This is a genomic window from Streptomyces sp. NPDC050703 (genome assembly GCF_040654435.1).
In the GTDB taxonomy this organism is placed as follows: domain Bacteria; phylum Actinomycetota; class Actinomycetes; order Streptomycetales; family Streptomycetaceae; genus Streptomyces.
This window is the reverse complement of record NZ_JBFAHX010000030.1, coordinates 21,957-40,415: the sequence shown is the minus strand read 5'-3', so window position 1 is coordinate 40,415 and position 18,459 is coordinate 21,957. Positions and strand designations below refer to the sequence as shown.

15 protein-coding genes are annotated in these 18,459 nt (G+C 72.8%); 10 read left to right on the top strand and 5 right to left on the bottom strand.

Annotated elements, in window-relative coordinates:
* Positions 1-111 precede the first annotated feature (111 nt).
* Both AB0I16_RS25160 and AB0I16_RS25155 read left to right on the top strand, forming a co-directional pair.
* Entirely contained in the window at positions 112-1,887 is a 1,776-nt protein-coding gene (locus AB0I16_RS25160) for a biotin carboxylase N-terminal domain-containing protein (RefSeq protein WP_363251805.1), read from the top strand.
* A gap of 330 nt (positions 1,888-2,217) precedes the next feature.
* Entirely contained in the window at positions 2,218-2,832 is a 615-nt protein-coding gene (locus AB0I16_RS25155; protein ID WP_363251804.1) for a TetR/AcrR family transcriptional regulator, read from the top strand.
* 67 nt (positions 2,833-2,899) lie between these two features.
* Here AB0I16_RS25155 and AB0I16_RS25150 read toward each other — a convergent pair whose 3' ends face one another.
* Both AB0I16_RS25150 and AB0I16_RS25145 read right to left on the bottom strand, forming a co-directional pair.
* Positions 2,900-3,871: a DeoR/GlpR family DNA-binding transcription regulator gene (locus tag AB0I16_RS25150; protein WP_363251803.1), complete on the bottom strand. Its 972-nt coding sequence runs from the start codon at positions 3,869-3,871 to the stop codon at positions 2,900-2,902.
* Between the two features lie 176 nt (positions 3,872-4,047).
* On the bottom strand, positions 4,048-5,496 hold the full coding sequence (locus AB0I16_RS25145) for an NAD(P)H-quinone dehydrogenase (RefSeq protein WP_363251802.1): 1,449 nt from the start codon (positions 5,494-5,496) through the stop codon (positions 4,048-4,050).
* Between the two features lie 120 nt (positions 5,497-5,616).
* On the opposite strand from AB0I16_RS25145, the gene AB0I16_RS25140 reads away from it, so the two are divergent.
* The 4 genes from AB0I16_RS25140 (at position 5,617) to AB0I16_RS25125 (ending at position 10,913) form a co-directional block, all read left to right on the top strand.
* Complete coding sequence (locus AB0I16_RS25140) at positions 5,617-6,054, top strand: gamma-glutamylcyclotransferase (protein WP_363251801.1); 438 nt, start codon at positions 5,617-5,619, stop codon at positions 6,052-6,054.
* Between the two features lie 135 nt (positions 6,055-6,189).
* Positions 6,190-7,014 (top strand): purine-nucleoside phosphorylase, encoded by an 825-nt coding sequence (locus tag AB0I16_RS25135; protein WP_363251800.1) that lies wholly within the window; start codon positions 6,190-6,192, stop codon positions 7,012-7,014.
* Between the two features lie 882 nt (positions 7,015-7,896).
* On the top strand, positions 7,897-9,540 hold the full coding sequence (locus AB0I16_RS25130; protein ID WP_363251799.1) for a phospho-sugar mutase: 1,644 nt from the start codon (positions 7,897-7,899) through the stop codon (positions 9,538-9,540).
* A gap of 164 nt (positions 9,541-9,704) precedes the next feature.
* Complete coding sequence (locus AB0I16_RS25125; protein WP_363251798.1) at positions 9,705-10,913, top strand: hypothetical protein; 1,209 nt, start codon at positions 9,705-9,707, stop codon at positions 10,911-10,913.
* 21 nt (positions 10,914-10,934) lie between these two features.
* Here the strand turns inward: AB0I16_RS25125 and AB0I16_RS25120 are convergent, their stop codons facing one another.
* Positions 10,935-11,573, bottom strand: a complete 639-nt coding sequence (locus AB0I16_RS25120; RefSeq protein ID WP_363251797.1) for a PH domain-containing protein — start codon at positions 11,571-11,573, stop codon at positions 10,935-10,937.
* A 1,260-nt stretch (positions 11,574-12,833) separates the two neighbouring features.
* Here AB0I16_RS25120 and deoC point away from each other — a divergent pair.
* From deoC to AB0I16_RS25105, 3 genes are read left to right on the top strand one after another with little or no spacing between them, the layout of a single operon-like run.
* Positions 12,834-13,772 (top strand): deoxyribose-phosphate aldolase, encoded by a 939-nt coding sequence (deoC, locus tag AB0I16_RS25115; protein ID WP_103557615.1) that lies wholly within the window; start codon positions 12,834-12,836, stop codon positions 13,770-13,772.
* Positions 13,773-13,775: 3 nt separating this feature from the next.
* Positions 13,776-15,224, top strand: coding sequence for an aldehyde dehydrogenase family protein (locus tag AB0I16_RS25110; protein ID WP_363251796.1), 1,449 nt, complete (start codon positions 13,776-13,778; stop codon positions 15,222-15,224).
* On the top strand, positions 15,217-16,101 hold the full coding sequence (locus tag AB0I16_RS25105) for an aldehyde dehydrogenase family protein (protein WP_363251795.1): 885 nt from the start codon (positions 15,217-15,219) through the stop codon (positions 16,099-16,101). Before AB0I16_RS25110 ends, AB0I16_RS25105 begins: the two co-directional genes overlap by 8 nt.
* Before the next feature lie 83 nt (positions 16,102-16,184).
* Here AB0I16_RS25105 and AB0I16_RS25100 read toward each other — a convergent pair whose 3' ends face one another.
* Entirely contained in the window at positions 16,185-16,625 is a 441-nt protein-coding gene (locus AB0I16_RS25100; RefSeq protein ID WP_363251794.1) for a hypothetical protein, read from the bottom strand.
* A 216-nt stretch (positions 16,626-16,841) separates the two neighbouring features.
* On the opposite strand from AB0I16_RS25100, the gene AB0I16_RS25095 reads away from it, so the two are divergent.
* Positions 16,842-17,483 (top strand): ATP-binding protein, encoded by a 642-nt coding sequence (locus AB0I16_RS25095; RefSeq protein WP_363251793.1) that lies wholly within the window; start codon positions 16,842-16,844, stop codon positions 17,481-17,483.
* A 203-nt stretch (positions 17,484-17,686) separates the two neighbouring features.
* Here AB0I16_RS25095 and AB0I16_RS25090 read toward each other — a convergent pair whose 3' ends face one another.
* Positions 17,687-18,412, bottom strand: coding sequence for a SigE family RNA polymerase sigma factor (locus tag AB0I16_RS25090; RefSeq protein WP_363251792.1), 726 nt, complete (start codon positions 18,410-18,412; stop codon positions 17,687-17,689).
* Positions 18,413-18,459: the final 47 nt, after the last annotated feature.

The following is an 18,459-nucleotide window of genomic DNA, read 5'->3' as shown; positions in this document are numbered from 1 at the left end:
ACCGAGCGGGCGGCGCATCACACTCCGTGTGGGCAAGCTCACCCTTGGGGACGGGTCGTACAGCCGTGTCCACAGTCCCTAAACTCGGCTTGTTTCAAGGAGGGAGCCATCGTGCGCAAGGTGCTCATCGCCAACCGTGGCGAAATCGCTGTCCGCGTTGCCCGGGCATGCCGGGACGCAGGGATCGCGAGCGTAGCCGTATACGCAGACCCCGACCGGGACGCTCTGCACGTCCGGGCGGCCGATGAGGCGTTCGCGCTGGGCGGTGACACTCCGGCCACCAGCTACCTGGACATCTCCAAGGTGCTGGCCGCGGCCAAGGACGCGGGGGCGGACGCGATCCACCCCGGCTACGGCTTCCTTTCGGAGAACGCCGACTTCGCGCAGGCCGTCATCGACGCGGGCCTGAACTGGATCGGCCCGCCCCCGCAGGCCATCCGCGACCTGGGCGACAAGGTCGCCGCGCGGCACATCGCGCAGCGCGCCGGCGCCCCGCTGGTCGCAGGCACCCCGGACCCGGTCTCCGGGGCCGACGAGGTCGTCGCCTTCGCCGAGGAGAACGGCCTGCCGATCGCGATCAAGGCCGCCTTCGGCGGCGGCGGCCGCGGTCTCAAGGTCGCCCGCACCCTCGAAGAGGTCCCCGAGCTGTACGACTCCGCGGTGCGCGAGGCCGTGGCGGCCTTCGGCCGCGGCGAGTGCTTCGTGGAGCGCTACCTCGACAAGCCGCGGCACGTCGAGACCCAGTGCCTCGCCGACAAGCACGGCAACGTCGTGGTCGTCTCCACCCGTGACTGCTCGCTCCAGCGGCGCCACCAGAAGCTCGTCGAGGAGGCGCCCGCGCCGTTCCTGACGCCCGAGCAGAACGAACAGCTCTACACCGCCTCCAAGGCGATCCTGCGCGAGGCCGGCTATGTCGGCGCGGGCACCGTGGAGTTCCTCGTCGGCGCCGACGGCACGATCTCCTTCCTGGAGGTCAACACCCGTCTCCAGGTGGAGCACCCGGTCACCGAAGAGGTCACCGGCATCGACCTGGTCCGCGAGATGTTCCGCATCGCCGACGGCGAGGAACTGGGCTACGACGACCCGCCGATGCGCGGCCACTCCTTCGAGTTCCGCATCAACGGCGAGGACCCCGGCCGCAACTTCCTGCCCGCGCCCGGCACCGTCACCACCTTCGCGCCGCCGTCGGGCCCCGGCGTCCGCCTGGACGCGGGCGTCGAGTCCGGCTCGGTCATCGGCCCGGCCTGGGACTCCCTCCTGGCCAAGCTGATCGTGACCGGCGCGACGCGCGAGCAGGCACTGCAGCGCGCCGCCCGCGCCCTCGCCGAGTTCAACGTCGAGGGCATGGCCACGGCCATCCCCTTCCACCGCGCGGTCGTCAAGGACCCGGCGTTCGCGCCGGAGCTGACCGGTTCGAGCGACCCGTTCACGGTCCACACCCGCTGGATCGAGACCGAGTTCGTCAACGAGATCCCGCCGTTCACCGCGCCCGCGGCGGACGCCGAGTCCGACGAGGAGCCGGGCCGCGAGACGGTGGTCGTCGAGGTGGGCGGCAAGCGCCTGGAGGTCTCCCTGCCCTCCTCCCTCGGCATGACGATCGCACGCACCGCCGCGGCGGGCGGCGCCCGCCCGAAGCGCCGCGCGGCCAAGAAGTCCGGCCCCGCCGCCTCCGGCGACACCCTCGCCTCGCCCATGCAGGGCACGATCGTGAAGATCGCGGTCGAGGAGGGCCAGGAGGTCAACGAGGGCGACCTGGTCGTCGTCCTCGAAGCGATGAAGATGGAACAGCCCCTGAACGCCCACCGCTCGGGCACGATCAAGGGCCTCACCGCGGAGGTCGGCGCGAGCCTCACCTCCGGCGCGGTGATCTGCGAGATCAAGGACTGACAGCGGTCCCAGGACGCGCCCCGGCCCCGAGCTGGCCTCCAGCCGGGCCCGGGGCGCGTTTCTGCGCGGTGCCGGGGGGCCGGGTGAGCCCGTCCGGCGTTTGAGGACGAACTCGGCGCAGCCGGTGACAGACCGAGCCAGGACCCCGGCAGCGGAGGACCCCTGCCCGCGCCCCCGGCGGGGAATCCCAGCCCGTCCGGCGCTTGAGGACGAACCCGGCGCAGCCGGTGACAGACCGAGCCAGGACCCCGGCAGCGGAGGACCCCCCACCCGCGCCCCCGCGAGCAGTGGCATTCTGGATAGCGCCAAGAGCGACCGGAGGTGCGGGGAATGACGACAGCCATGGGCCCCCAGGCCAGCATCGGCCCCCAGGCCAGAGCACAGCGGGCCGACGCGCGCCGGAACTACGACCGGCTGCTCGGCGAGGCGAGGGCCGCGTTCGCCGAGCACGGCACCGGGACGTCCCTGGAGGACGTGGCGCGCCGCGCCGGCGTCGGCATCGGCACGCTCTACCGGCACTTCCCCAACCGCCACGCGCTGATGAGCGCGGTCTGGGAGGACGCCGTACGCGACCTCCTGGCCCGCTCGCACGCCCTGCTCGACGACCCGCACCCCTGCTCGGCACTGGTGACGTGGCTGCGCGCCATCGTCACGCACGCGGGTGAGTACCGCGGCCTGTCCAGCGCCCTCATGGCGGCGTCGCACGACGACACCTCGGCGCTCGCCCGGTGCAGCAGGCCCATGCGCGAGGCGGGCGCGGCGCTGCTCGCCCGCGCGCAGGAGGCGGGGTCCGTGCGGCCCGACGTCTCCATCTCCGACCTGCTCCAGCTGACCAACGCGATCTCGCTGGCGGCCGAGGAGACCCCAGACGACCCGGAGCTTGCCGACCGCCTGCTCACCCTGACCCTGCGCGGCCTGCGGGCCGAGGACCGGCCGGCGGCGTAGGTTCCGCCCGTGCCGCTCGGCGGGGGGCGGATGCCGTTCCGCTCGGCGGGGGCGGATGCCGTTCCGCTCAGCGGCGGCGCATGTCCGCGACGCGCGCGGTCCGCTCCCCCGGCGGCTGCTCCCCGAGGAGCGCGCTCCGCAACTGCTGGCCCGAGCCCGCCCCGTGGTTGCGCCGCTGACCCGGCAGGGGCACGTCCCGGCGCGGCTGGCGCCCCGCCGGGAGGGAGTCGGCACCGGGCCCGGCCTCAGGGCCGGCGGAGCCGCCCGTGACCGCGATCTGTACGCCCTGGTCGGCCAGGGCCTGCAGTTCCGTGCCCGCGCGGTCGTCGTGCGCGGGCGGTTCGTCCGTGACCAGACGCGTGATCACGTCCGTCGGCACCGTCTGGAACATCGTGTCGGTGCCGAGCTTGGTGTGGTCGGCGAGGACGACGACCTCGGCCGCCGCCTGCACCAGTGCGCGGTCGACGCTCGCGGAGAGCATGTTGGACGTGGACAGGCCGCGCTCCGCGGTCAGACCACTGCCCGAGAGGAAGGCCCGGGAGACGCGCAGCCCCTGGAGGGACTGCTCGGCCCCGCTGCCCACGAGCGCGTAGTTCGAGCCGCGCAGGGTGCCGCCGGTCATGACGACTTCGACCCGGTTGGCGTGGGCCAGCGCCTGGGCCACCAGCAGGGAGTTGGTGACCACGGTGAGGCCGGGGACCCGCGCGAGCCGTCGGGCCAGCTCCTGCGTGGTCGTACCGGCCCCGACGACGATGGCCTCGCCCTCTTCGACGAGACCCGCCGCGAGATCGGCGATGGCCGTCTTCTCGGCGGTCGCGAGATGTGATTTCTGCGGAAAGCCGGACTCCCGCGTGAATCCGCCCGGCAATACCGCACCGCCATGTCTGCGGTCGAGGAGTCCTTCTGCCTCCAGCGCGCGCACGTCCCGCCGTACGGTCACTTCGGAGGTCTGGACGACGCGGGCGAGCTCACGGAGCGATACCGCTCCGTTGGCCCGCACCATTTCGAGGATCAATTGGCGACGTTCTGCAGCGAACACGAAACTGACAGTAACCCCAACGACCGTCTGCTTTCAGCAGTATGCGCCGAATTACAGAAGTTGTTCGCACGGCAGCGTGGAAGGTGGTATAGCTGCCCACTCCCCGTGCCCCTGCGGCCCGGCCGGTCGGCAACAGTGTGTGACCTGCGGCGCGTTGTTTCAAGCCGCCGGTTCGATCAGCTGTCGCCGGCCGTCTTCCGCGTGTGCAGCTGCCGCGCCACCTCGGCGATCGACCCCGAAAGGGACGGGTACACGGTGAAGGCGTTCGCGATCTGCTCGACCGTCAGATTGTTGTCGACCGCGATCGAGATGGGGTGGATCAGTTCCGAGGCGCGCGGGGCGACCACCACACCGCCGACCACGATGCCCGTACCGGGACGGCAGAAGATCTTGACGAATCCGTCGCGGATGCCCTGCATCTTCGCGCGCGGATTGCGCAGCAGCGGCAGCTTGACGACGCGGGCGTCGATCTTGCCCGCGTCGACGTCGGCCTGGCTGTAGCCGACGGTCGCGATCTCGGGGTCGGTGAAGACGTTCGACGAGACGGTCTTCAGGTCCAGCGGCTGCACGGCGTCGCCCAGGAAGTGGTACATCGCGATGCGCCCCTGCATGGCGGCGACGGAGGCGAGCGCGAAGACCCCGGTCACGTCACCGGCGGCGTACACACCGGGAGCGGACGTACGGGAGACCTTGTCGGTCCAGATGTGCCCCGAGTCCCTGAGCCGGACCCCGGCCTCCTCCAGGCCCATGCCGCTGCTGTTCGGGATGGCGCCCACAGCCATCAGGCAGTGCGTGCCGGAGATGACGCGCCCGTCGGCGAGCGTGACCTCGACCCGGTCGCCGACCCGCTTGGCGGAGGCGGCGCGCGAACGGGACATCACGTTCATCCCGCGCCGCCGGAAGACGTCTTCCAGCACGGCCGCGGCGTCCGGGTCCTCACCGGGGAGCACGCGGTCACGGCTCGACACCAGGGTCACGTTCGACCCGAGCGCCTGGTAGGCGCCGGCGAACTCGGCGCCGGTCACACCCGAACCCACGACGATGAGCTCCTCGGGCAGCTCGTCGAGGTCGTAGACCTGGGTCCAGTTCAGGATGCGCTCGCCGTCGGGCTGGGCGTCGGGGACCTCGCGCGGGTGGCCGCCGGTCGCGATGAGCACGGCGTCGGCGACGAGGGTCTCCTCGCTGCCGTCGCCGGCGCGCACGACGACCTTGCGGGAACCGTCGGCCTCCTGCTGCCCTTCGAGCCGTCCGCGACCGCGCAGCACGCGCGCGCCGGCCCGGGTGACGGAGGCGGTGATGTCGTGGGACTGGGCGAGCGCGAGCCGCTTCACCCGGCGGTTGACCTTCCCCAGGTCCACGCCGACGACCCGGGCGGGGCTGTCGATGTGCGGGGTGTCGTCCGCGACGATGATCCCCAGCTCCTCGTACGAGGAGTCGAAGGTCGTCATCACCTCGGCCGTCGCGATCAGAGTCTTGGACGGCACGCAGTCGGTCAGCACCGACGCCCCGCCCAGACCGTCGCAGTCGACGACGGTCACCTCCGCGCCGAGCTGGGCGGCCACCAGTGCCGCCTCGTAGCCGCCGGGTCCGCCGCCAATGATCACGATCCGAGTCACGTACTCCATTGTCCCGCACGCTTCAAGGTGCGCACGCGCCGGGGCCCCGTCGCCGGTGTGGCGTCCTCGTACGGGCGCTCCTCACGTTGCGGGAGGGACGCACCGGATTGCTGCCGTACCCTCGTCACCATGTCGCTCTACGCCGCGTACGCCGGCAATCTGGATCCGCGGCTCATGTCACGCCGCGCCCCGCACTCACCGCTGCGCGCGACCGGCTGGCTGAACAGCTGGCGGCTCACCTTCGGCGGGGAGCACATGGGGTGGGAGGGCGCGCTCGCCACGATCGTGGAGGCGCCCCGCTCGCAGGTCTTCGTCACGCTCTACGACATCGCGCCCATGGACGAGGAGTCCATGGACCGCTGGGAGGGCGTGGGCCTGGACATCTACCGCCGCATGCGCGTCCGGGTCCACACCCTGGACGCGGAGGAACCCGCCTGGGTGTACGTGCTCAACGGCTACGAGGGCGGGCTCCCCTCCGCGCGGTACCTCGGCGAGATCGCGGACGCCGCGGAGTCGGCGGGCGCGCCGCACGACTACGTGATGGAGCTCCGCAAACGGCCCTGCTAGGCCCCGCTGGGCCCCCGCGAGGGACCCTCGCCCGGCCCTCGCCCGGCCCTTCGTCGGAAACGACAACACAACAATCGGATTCCCGTGAGCATCGTCATCTACGCGCGTAGGGCGAGAGCGGCTACTCTCGTCGGCGTGAACGCTTCAGTTATTCCGGACAGCATCCAGGGCGACCCCTACGCCGCCGCCGACGCCGCCGCCGCGCGCCTGCGCGAGCTGACGGGCGCAGAGACCCACGACGTCGCCCTCGTGATGGGCTCCGGCTGGGCGCCGGCCGTCGGCGCGCTGGGCGAGCCGGAGGCGGAGTTCCCCGTCACCGAGCTGCCCGGCTTCCCGCCGCCGGCGGTCGAGGGCCACGGCGGCAGCATTCGCTCCCTCAAGATCGGTGAGAAGCGGGCGCTGGTCTTCCTGGGCCGCACCCACTACTACGAGGGCCGCGGCGTGGCCGCCGTCTCGCACGGCGTGCGCACCGCGGTGGCCGCGGGCTGCAAGACGGTCGTCCTGACCAACGGCTGCGGCGGCCTGCGCGAGGGCATGCGGCCCGGCCAGCCGGTACTGATCAGCGACCACCTCAACCTCACGGCGACGTCGCCGATCGTCGGGGCGAACTTCGTGGACCTGACCGACCTGTACTCGCCGCGGCTGCGGACGCTCTGCAAGGAGATCGACCCCTCCCTGGAGGAGGGCGTCTACGCGCAGTTCCCCGGCCCGCACTACGAGACTCCGGCGGAGATCCGCATGGCCCGCACGATCGGTGCGGACCTGGTCGGCATGTCCACCGTCCTGGAGGCGATCGCCGCGCGCGAGGCCGGGGCGGAGGTCCTCGGCATCTCCCTGGTCACGAACCTTGCCGCGGGCATGACGGGGGAGCCCCTCAACCACGAGGAGGTGCTCCAGGCGGGCCGCGACAGCGCCACGCGCATGGGCGAGCTCCTCGGCCAGGTCCTCACCCGGATCTGACCCCACCAAGGCCGCCGGCCCGCAGCCCGCATCCACCCCGCCCCGACGCTCCGCGCCGGATCTCTCCCACCCACCCGTTACTCCGGGGCTTCGGGGGGATGGGGCCCCCAGGAAACATGCCCCCCAGGGGAACTGGGGGGACCCGGGAGGGGCCGGTGGCCTGGGGACGACCTGGGAACGGGGAGGGCCACCCGGGGGCCGGAAAGGCGAACTGGGTCTTGGGAAGCCGAAAGGGCGTACCAGGGCCTTGGGAGCCGGGTAGGTGGACCGGGGGCCGGCCGAGGGCCGTTGAGGCGAACCGGAGCCCGGAAGGGACGGGATCTGGGAAGGCCAGTCGGCACGACTCCCGGGCAGGTCGGTGCGGATTCTCGGGACTGGTCGGTGCGGATTCTCGGGACTGGTCGGCACGGGCCCGCGGGAATGGTCTGCGCGGACCCGCAGGAGCGGTCGGCGCGGACTCGCGGGACTGGTCGGCACGAACCCGCCGGAACGGTCGGCACGGACCCGCGGAAACCCGAGAGGGAGGACCTGGTGAGGGACGGATGACCCGCAGACGCGATCCGGCCGGAGGGGACGTGTCGGTATGTCCGCCCGGAGCACGGTACGCATGGCTATGGAGACCCGAAGCGGCCCGGCGGCCACGCAGGCGATAGCGAGGACGGACATACCGGCGCGGCCCCGCCCCACACCCGGACAGCAGGCGACCGACGCCCCCACAACCGGTCGGTACCACCCAGCCCGCAACCCGCAGCCGCAACCCGCAAGCCCGTAGCCCGCAGCCCGCAGCCCGCAGCCCGCAGCCCCACGATCCCCGGACCGCGCCCCCCAACCCCCAGCCCCAGCCCCACAGACAGCGAAGCCGCAACGAAAGGCTGACGACACGTGCAGGACAACTCCGAACTCATCGCGCGGGCCAAGGCCTGGCTGGCCGAGGACCCGGACCCCGAGACCCGCGACGAGCTGGCCAAGCTCATCGACGCCGAGGACACCGAAGAGCTGACCGCACGCTTCACCGGCACCCTCCAGTTCGGCACCGCCGGCCTCCGGGGCGAACTCGGCGCAGGCCCCATGCGCATGAACCGCTCCGTCGTCATCCGCGCCGCCGCCGGCCTGGCCGCCTACCTCAAGGCCAAGGGCCAGACCGACGGCCTGGTCGTCGTGGGCTACGACGCCCGCCACAAGTCCGCCGACTTCGCCCGCGACACCGCCGCCGTGATGACGGGCGCCGGCCTGCGGGCGGCCGTACTCCCCCGCCCCCTCCCCACCCCCGTACTCGCCTTCGCCATACGCCACCTCGGCGCGGCGGCAGGCGTAGAGGTGACGGCCAGCCACAACCCCCCGCGCGACAACGGCTACAAGGTGTACCTGGGCGACGGCTCCCAGATCGTCCCGCCCGCCGACGCGGAGATCGCCGCGGAGATCGACGCGATCCGCAGCCTGAACGACGTCCCGCGCCCGGACACCGGCTGGGAGACGCTCACCGACGACGTCCTGAACGCCTACCTGGCCCGCACGGACGCGGTCCTGTCCCCCCGGTCCCCCCGCACCGCCCGCGCCGTCTACACGGCGATGCACGGCGTCGGCAAGGAAACCCTCCTCGCGGCGTTCGACCGCGCGGGCTTCCCCGCCCCGGTCCTGGTGGCAGAGCAGGCGGAGCCGGACCCGGACTTCCCGACGGTCGCGTTCCCGAACCCGGAGGAGCCGGGCGCGATGGACCTGGCCTTCGCGACAGCCGCCCGTACGAGCCCCGCCCCGGACCTGGTCATCGCCAACGACCCGGACGCGGACCGCTGCGCCGCGGCCGTCGAGGACGGCACCGAGTGGCGGATGCTGCGCGGCGACGAAGTAGGGGCGCTCCTCGCCGCACACCTGGTCAAGCGCGGCGCACACGGCACGTTCGCCGAGTCGATCGTCTCCTCCTCCCTCCTGGGCAGGATCGCGGCGAAGGCGGACCTCCCGTACGAGGAGACGCTGACGGGCTTCAAGTGGATCGCCCGCGTCGACGGCCTGCGCTACGGCTACGAAGAGGCGCTCGGCTACTGCGTGGACCCCGATGGCGTACGCGACAAGGACGGCATCACGGCGGCGCTCCTGCTCACGGAGCTGGCGTCCGAGCTGAAGGAGGAGGGCCGCACGTTCCTCGACCTGCTCGACGACCTGGCCGTGGAGCACGGTCTGCACGCCACCGACCAGCTGTCGGTCCGCGTGGAGGACCTGTCGCTGATCACGGACGCCATGCGGCGCCTGCGTGAGCAGCCGCCGACGGAGCTGGCGGGGCTGCCCGTGACGCGGGCGGAGGACCTGACGCGCGGCACGGAGACGCTGCCGCCCACGGACGGCCTGCGCTACACCCTCGACGGCGCCCGCGTCATCGTCCGCCCGAGCGGCACCGAGCCGAAGCTGAAGTGCTACCTGGAGGTGGTCGTCCCGGTGGCGGAGAAGTCCGCCCTGCCGGCGGCCCGCACGCGGGCGACGGACCTCCTGACGGCCATCAAGCGCGACCTCTCCGCGGCGGCGGGCATCTGAGGCGAAGGCACGGCCGAAGTGCGGCCCGGCCCGGCTCGGCACAGCCCGGCTGACCACCCCTCCGAGTGATTCCGCCGGAGCAACTGCCGCAGTGCCCCGGTGCGCTGCCGGTCCCCCAGGAAGGGAGGACCGGTAGCGCACTTTCACGTTCCGGGAGCCGCCGCGTGCCGTACGGATTCTTCGAGCCCTCGACCGCCGCCCCGTCGCGCGTCCCCGCGTCGAGAAGCCCGCAGAACGCCGGCCACGCACCGCACGGCCCGGCGTGGCGCGCCGTCCGCGCCCTGCGCCGGGCCTGGCCCGCCCTCGCCGGATACACGGCGGTACGCGGCCTCGGCCTGCTGGTGTTCACCGTGTGGGCGCACCGCGAGCACCGCGGGGCGCGGCACCTCCTCATGGAATCCTGGGACTGCGACTGGTACCTGCGGATCGCGAGCGACGGCTACGCCCACGAGCTCGGCACCCGCATCGACGGCAACAACCTCGCCTTCTTCCCCCTCTACCCCCTGCTCGTCAGGGCGGGCGACGCCCTGCTGCCCTGGCTGCCGAGGGGCGCGGCGGGCCTCTCGGTGTCGCTGGCCGCCTCGCTGCTCGCGGCGTGGGGGATCTTCGCGGTGGGCGACCGGCTGTACGGCCGCCGGGCCGGCGTCGTCCTCGCCGTGCTCTGGGGCAGCCTGCCGGTGGCCCTGGTGCAGTGGATGGGCTACACGGAGTCCCTGTTCACGGCGCTCTGCGCCTGGTCGCTGTACGCGGTGCTCAGCGGCCGGTGGCTGTGGGCGGGCTCCCTGGCGGCCCTCGCGGGCCTCACGCGCCCCACGGGCGTCGCGGTGGCCGCGGCGGTGTCCCTGACCGGCCTGCTCGCGCTGCGGCGCTCCTTCGCCGTACGACCGCTCCTCGGCACCGTCGTCGCGCCCCTCGGCTGGCTCTCGTACGTCGCCTGGGTGGGCCTGCGGCTCGGCCGCTGGGACGGCTACTTCGCCGTACAGAAGCTGTGGCGCAACGAGTGGGACGGCGGCGTCGGGACGCTGCGGCGGATGCGGGACCTGTTCGTCACCGAGCGGCCGGCGCTGTTCGTGGCGATGGTGACGGTGGTCCTGCTCGGCTCGGTCGTGCTCTTCGTCCTGTCGGCGGGCGACCGGCAGCCGCTGCCGCTGCTCGTCTTCAGCGGGCTGCTGCTCGCGATCGTGCTCGGCAGCAGCGGCGTCTACTTCCCCCGGGCCCGCTTCGTGCTGCCCGCTTTCCCGCTGCTGCTGCCGGTCGCCGTGGCCCTGGCCCGCGCCAGGGCGCACGTACGCGTGACGCTGCTGGGCGCGGCGGCGCTCGCGTCGGCCGTGTTCGGCGGCCACATGCTGCTGGGGTGGCACGGGCCGCCGTGAGACCGGCGGGTGGGGGATCGGTCAGGTGACCGCGAGCAGGACCGCGAGCAGGACCGCTCCGACGATGCTCGGCGCGACGATCTCGTAGGCCCAGCGGACCGTGGGCTCGCCCTGCGCGGTCTCGGCGTCGGCCTGCCGCTCGGCCAGCTCGCGCAGCTCGTCCATGGCCTGGTCGCCGTCGGAGCGGGTGGGCTTGGCCGTGGGGTCGAGGAAGGGCCGGCCGCCCGTCACCGGGTCGCCCGCCGCCGCGGCCTGCGACTGCCTGCGGGCGGCCTTCTTGCGGCCGCGGAGGGAGACGGGGATGGCCCAGAGCTGGTACTTGGCGCCGGACGTGGTGAGTGCCTCGTTGGAGTAGCCGGAGCGGAGCGTCGCGATGGACGCCCAGGGCAGCGTGATGGTGCGGAAGGGGTTGCGGACGCGGAGCCGGTCGTCGTTGGCGTACACGGCGGGGCGCACGGTGAACGCGACGACCAGCGGTACCGCCACGAGCAGTCCGGCGAGCGCGAGCCACGGGGTGCGGCCCTCGCCGCGGATGACGGCGTCGATGCCGAGCCAGGCGCCCAGGGCGAGCAGCAGGGCGCCGCCCGCGATGCCGGCGGGGGACCGGAAGGTACGGTCCTTGTACCCGGGCTCGGCCACGGGGTTCTGAGGGTCGCTCATACCCCGATTCTGCCTGACGCCGGGGGTGGGGGGCGTGGTGGGTGACTGTGGGGTGATATCACCCGGTCGCGGGGGTGCCGGTCGCCTGCTGTCCGGGTGCGGGGCGGGGCGGCGGCGCCGCCGTCTTGTTTCTTGGGTGACTGTGGGGGTCGCACCGTCCGGTCGTGGGGGTGTCGGTCGCCTGCTGTCGGGGTGTGGGGCGGGGCTGCGCCGCCGCCGTCCCAGCTCAGGTGACTGTTGGGGCCGCACCGTCCGGTCGCGGGGCCGTCGGCCGCCTGCTGTCCGGGTGTGGGGCGGGGGCGCGCCGCTGCCGCCGCCCCGGCTCGGGTGACTGTTGGGGCAGCACCGACCGGTCGTGGGGCCGTCGGTCGCCTGCTGTCCGGGTGTGGGGCGGGGCCGCGCCGGTATGTCCGTCCTCGCTATCGCCTGCGTGGCCGCCGGGTCACTTCGGGGCTCCGAAGCCATGCGTACCGTGCTCCGGGCGGACATACCGACACGTCCCCTCCGGCCGGATCGCGTCTGCGGCACCGATCGGCTCCCGCCCACCGACGACCGCCCAGCACCGCCCGCCTCCCCAGTCCCCCCAGCCCCTGGGGTCCCGTCCGACCCCAGGCCCACCCAACCCCGGAGGTTCCACCACAGGCCCACCCGACCCCCGAGGTTCCGCCCCGGGTCCACCCCACCCCCGAGGTTTCAACCTGTCCCACCCAACCCCCGGAGTTCCACCCCAGGCCCACCCAACCCCCGAAGTTCCGCCCCAGGCCCACCTGACCCCCGGGGTTTCAATCTGTGCCCACCCTCCCCCGAGATCCCCCCAGCCCCCTGGGGTCCCGTCCGACCCCAGGCTCACCCAACCCCGGAGGTTCCACCCCAGACCCACCCCACCCCCGAGGTTTCAATTCGCGCCCACCCTCCCCCGAGGTCCCCCCAGCCCCCTGGGGTTCCGTCCGACCCCCCAGGCCCACCCATCCCCCCGAAGCCCCGGAGTAATGGGCGGGTGGGTGGGAGAGATCCGGCGCGGAGCGCCGGGAGAGGGCAGACGCGGGGCCACCCGAGAGCGACCACTGCGAGGAACAGATCAGGGCCCCGCAGCGACCGACCACCGCGAGGAACGGACCACGGGGCACCCCGCGGCGACCGCCGCGAGGGGTGGTGCCGGGGGCCGGGGGCCGTTGTCGTGAGGGGGGTGTTGCCGTGAGGGGGGGCCGGCAGGGCCCCCTGTACAGCCGCTACGCGCGTAGATATGCTCAGCTCGTGACCATGCCCACTGCATTCGCTGACGTGACCGCGTCCGACAGCACGCTCCGCCGCTTCCTCCACGGGCTGCCCGGCGTCGACGCGGTCGGCCTGGAGGCGCGTGCCGCCTCGCTCGGAACCCGTTCGATCAAGACCACGGCCAAGGCGTACGCCATCGACCTGGCCATCTCGATGATCGACCTGACGACCCTCGAAGGCGCCGACACCCCCGGCAAGGTCCGGGCGCTCGGCGCGAAGGCCGTCAACCCCGACCCCACCGACCGCGGCACACCGCGCACCGCCGCCGTCTGCGTCTATCCGGACATGGTCGCCACCGCCAAGGCGGCCGTCGGGGACAGCGGCGTGAAGGTCGCCTCCGTGGCCACCGCCTTCCCCGCGGGCCGCGCCGCCATCGACGTGAAGCTCGGCGACGTGCGCGAGGCCGTTGCCGCGGGCGCCGACGAGATCGACATGGTCATCGACCGCGGCGCGTTCCTCGCCGGTGACTACATGACGGTGTTCGAGCAGATCCGCGCCGTGAAGGAGGCCTGCGGCACCGCCCGCCTGAAGGTCATCTTCGAGACGGGCGAGCTGTCGACGTACGACAACATCCGGCGCGCGAGCTGGATCGGCATGATCGCGGGCGCCGACTTCATCAAGACCTCGACCGGCAAGGTCGGCGTCAACGCCACCCCGGCCAACACCCTGCTCATGCTGGAGGCCGTCCGCGACTTCCGCGCGCAGACCGGGGTGCAGATCGGCGTGAAGCCCGCCGGCGGCATCCGTTCGACCAAGGACGCGGTGAAGTTCCTCGTGCTCGTCAACGAGACGGCGGGGCCCGACTGGCTGGACAGCCACTGGTTCCGCTTCGGCGCCTCGTCGCTCCTCAACGATCTGCTGATGCAGCGGCAGAAGCTGGCCACCGGCCGCTACTCCGGCCCCGACTACGTGACGGTGGACTGACCCATGAGCTCCCTGACCTCCACTCCCTTCGAGTACGCGCCCGCGCCGGAATCCCGCTCGGTCGTCGACATCGCGCCGAGCTACGGCCTGTTCATCGACGGCGAGTTCACCGAGGCCGCCGACGGCAAGGTCTTCAAGACGGTCTCCCCCGCCACGGAGGAGGTCCTCTCCGAGGTCGCGCAGGCCGGCGAGGCCGACGTCGACCGCGCGGTGCGCGCCGCCCGCAAGGCGTTCGGGACGTGGTCGGCGCTGCCGGGCGCCGAGCGCGCCAAGTACCTCTTCCGGATCGCCAGGATCATCCAGGAGCGCAGCCGCGAGCTGGCCGTTCTGGAGACCCTGGACAACGGCAAGCCCATCAAGGAGACGCGCGACGCCGACCTCCCGCTGGTCGCCGCGCACTTCTTCTACTACGCGGGCTGGGCCGACAAGCTCGACCACGCCGGGTACGGGAGGAACCCCGCGCCGCTCGGCGTCGCGGGGCAGGTCATCCCGTGGAACTTCCCGCTCCTGATGCTGGCCTGGAAGATCGCTCCGGCGCTCGCGACCGGCAACACGGTCGTCCTGAAGCCCGCCGAGACGACTCCGCTGTCGGCGCTGTTCTTCGCGGACATCTGCCGCCAGGCCGGCCTGCCCAACGGCGTCGTCAACATCCTTCCCGGGTACGGCGACGCGGGCGCGGCCCTGACCGCCCACCCCGACGTGGACAAGGTCGCCTTCACGGGCTCGACCGCCGTCGGCAAGGCCATCGCGCGCCAGGTCGCGGGCACGGACAAGAAGGTCACGCTGGAGCTGGGCGGCAAGGGCGCGAACATCGTCTTCGACGACGCCCCCGTCGACCAGGCCGTCGAGGGCATCGTCACCGGCATCTTCTTCAACCAGGGCCAGGTCTGCTGCGCCGGGTCGCGTCTCCTCGTACAGGAGTCGGTCCAGGAGGAGCTGCTCGACTCGCTCAAGCGGCGCCTCTCGACCCTGCGCCTGGGCGACCCGCTGGACAAGAACACCGACATCGGCGCCATCAACTCCGCCGAGCAGCTCGCCCGCATCACCGCGCTCGCCGAGACCGGCGAGGCGGAGGGCGCCGAGCGCTGGTCCGCGCCGTGCGACCTGCCGGAGAGCGGCTACTGGTTCGCGCCGACCCTCTTCACCAACGTCACGCAGGCACACACCATCGCCCGCGACGAGATTTTCGGCCCGGTGCTGTCCGTCCTCACGTTCCGCACGCCGGACGAAGCGGTCGCCAAGGCTAACAACACGCAGTACGGCCTCTCCGCCGGCATCTGGACGGAGAAGGGCTCGCGCATCCTCGCGGTCGCGAACAAGCTCCGGGCGGGCGTCGTCTGGGCCAACACTTTCAACAAGTTCGACCCGACGTCGCCGTTCGGCGGCTACAAGGAGTCGGGCTTCGGCCGCGAGGGCGGCCGGCACGGGCTGGAGGCGTACCTCGATGTCTGACCGACTCACGGTTCTGAAGACCTACAAGCTGTACGTCGGGGGCAAGTTCCCCCGCTCCGAGAGCGGCCGGGTGTACGAGGTGAACGACTCAAAGGGCAGGTGGCTCGCGAACGCCCCCCTCTCCTCCCGCAAGGACGCCCGTGACGCGGTCGTCGCCGCCCGCAAGGCGTTCGGCGGCTGGTCGGGCGCGACCGCGTACAACCGCGGCCAGGTCCTCTACCGCGTCGCGGAGATGCTGGAGGGCCGCAAGGACCAGTTCGTGCGGGAGGTCAGGGACGCGGAGGGCATCTCCAAGTCCGAGGCCGCCGCACAGGTCGACGCGGCGATCGACCGCTGGGTCTGGTACGCGGGCTGGACCGACAAGATCGCCCAGGTGGCGGGCGGGGCGAACCCGGTCGCGGGCCCGTTCTTCAACCTGTCGACGCCCGAGCCGACCGGTGTGGTCACGGTCGTCGCGCCCCAGGAGTCGTCGTTCCTGGGCCTGGTCTCGGTGCTCGCCCCGGTGATCGCGACGGGCAACACCGCCGTGGTGATCGCCTCGGAGAAGTGCCCGCTGCCCGCGCTCTCGCTGGGCGAGGTCCTCGCGACCTCCGACGTGCCCGGCGGTGTGGTCAACATCCTCACCGGGAAGACCGCCGAGATCGCGGCGCCGCTCGCCGCCCACCAGGACGTCAACGCGATCGACCTGACGGGCGCGGGCGCGGACCTCGCGCGCGACCTGGAGATCGCCGCGGCCGACAACCTCAAGCGCGTGCTGCGTCCACAGCCTGTGGACTTCTCCGCCGACCCGGGCACGCACCGCCTGACAGCCTTCCTCGAAACGAAGACGGTCTGGCACCCCACGGGCTCCCTGGGCGCGTCGGGCTCGGCCTACTAGCCGCTTCCGGGCACACCGAAGCCCCGGCCTCCGCCGTCCAGGAGACCGGGGCTCCGCCATGTCCGCCGCCGTCCTGCCGGCACCTAGCCGGGCAGCAGTCCCGCCGCCGCGCCCACCACCGGCAGGTCGTCCAGGGAGGCGCCCCGGGCGACCGGGTCGGTGACGGCGGCCGTGCTGACCGGCCGGAAGTCCGCGACCTGTGTGCCGAGGGAGTTGTCGAGCGGGTCGGCGCCGGTGTTCGCCAGCGGGTCCAGCTGCAACGACGTGACGGGGGCGACGCCGCTCCCCGCCACACTGCCCACCGCGCCCGTCAGGCCCCCGACGGCCGAGGTGCGCCCGGCACCGTCCGGCGCGGAGACCGTGTCCGGCGCGGAGACCGTGTCCGGCGCGGGGGCGGACTCCGCGGCCCCGGCGGCCGTACCGCCCACGCCGAGCGCGGCACCGGCCGCGGTGAGCGTCAGGCCCGCGCGCAGCAGTGCGCGGGCGCCGGGCCCGGGTGACGTGTGTGCCGCCTGTCGTGCCATCAGTACCGCCCTTGTCCAGGTGAGGTGAGTAAGCGCGCGAGCACGTACCGTAGTTGACGGCGTCCGTGGGGCGCCACCGGCGACGCGCGGCCCGGACATGCGTTCGCACCCCGCTTCGTGGCCCGTTCACGGCCGGTATGGGCAGCCTTCGCCGCGCCGTTGATAATGACTTCCGACCACGCCGAGGCGAACCAACATCTGAAAAGGGTCAGTGCATTGGGCTCCCATCCCCCGATACCCACGCGCGTCGTGCTGCTCTGCGGCCCCTCGGGCTCGGGCAAGTCCGTCTTCGCCGCCCGCTCCGGGCTCCCCGTGCTCTGCCTCGACGACTTCTACAAGGAGGGCGACGACCCGACGCTGCCGCAGGTCCCGGGCAGCTCGGACATCGACTGGGACTCCCCCGCCTCCTGGGACGCGGACGTGGCGCTCGCCGCCATCGAGGAGCTGTGCCGTACGGGGCACACGAAGGTCCCTGTGTACTCCATCGCGACCAGCTCGCGTGTCGGCCGGGAGGCGCTGGACATCGGGCACTCGCCGCTGTTCATCGCCGAGGGCATCTTCGCGGCGGACATCGTGGAGCGGTGCCGGGAGACCGGCGTGCTCGCCGACGCGATCTGCCTGCGGGGGCGGCCCTCCACCACGTTCCGGCGGCGGCTCCTCCGCGATCTGCGCGAGGGGCGCAAGTCCGTGGCGTTCCTGCTGCGCAGGGGGTGGCGGCTCATGCGCGCGGAGCGCGAGATCGTCGCGCGGCAGGCCGCCCTCGGGGCGCACCCGTGCGGGGCCGACGAGGCCTTGGGGCGGGTCGCCGCCGCCGCGGCGGCGGGCCTGCGCGCGGCGGCCCGCGCCGACGTGGGCTGAGCCGGACCGCTCACCGCGCGGGGACCCGCCCGCTCCGCGTCCGGAAAGGCAGAAGGACCGGAAAGGCAGAAGGACCGGAAAGACCCCCCGGCCTTCCGGTCCCGCTACCTGTTTCCCCCGTGATCCCCCGTTGTTCCCCCGTGCTCCGCCGCGTCCCCCCGGAGCGGCGTCCCCCGTGCTTCCCCCGTGCTTCCCCCCGATCCTCAGGCGACCAACTCGCCGAAGGACTCCTCCTGGTCACGGCCGAAGCTGAGGACCTCGTCCTCGCGCAGCCGGCGGAGCGACCGCCAGATGCTGGACTTCACCGTGCCAACGCTGATGTCGAGGATGTCCGCGATCTCCGGGTCGGTGCGGCCCTCGTAGTAGCGGAGGACCAGCATCGTGCGCTGGAGTTCGGGCAGCCGGGCCAGGGCCTGCCACAGCACGGCGCGCAGCTCGGTGCCGCGCATCGCGTCCGTGTCGCCCACCGTCTCCGGCAGCTCCTCGGTCGGGTACTCGTTCAGCTTGCGGCGGCGCCACGCGCTGATGTGCAGATTCGTCATGGTGCGGCGGAGGTAGCCCCCGACCGCGGCCTTGTCACTGATCCGGTCCCAGGCCCGGTACGTGGAGAAGAGGGCGCTCTGCAGCAGGTCCTCGGCCTCGTACCGGTCACCGGTCAGGTGGTAGGCGGTGGCGTACAGAGAGGCGCGGCGTTCCTGGACGTAGGCGGTGAACTCCGCCTCCGACAAGGTCTTCCGCTCCCCCGGGGCCTCTCCGTACGCGGTTCCCCCGTGCGGCGCGTCAACCACCGTCATGTACGCGGTGTGCTGACGCCCGGTGCCGCGAGCGCACCCCCGCCCGCTCACGGCACCGGACTTCTCAGTGCTCCGGCCGACGTCGTGGAGACGCGTGACAACTGCGCTTGACCTGGTGCTGTGCAGCGTGTTCATCTCGCGCCCCCCGTCGGGTGGAGTCCGGTTCGTTCGGTCTGTGCTGT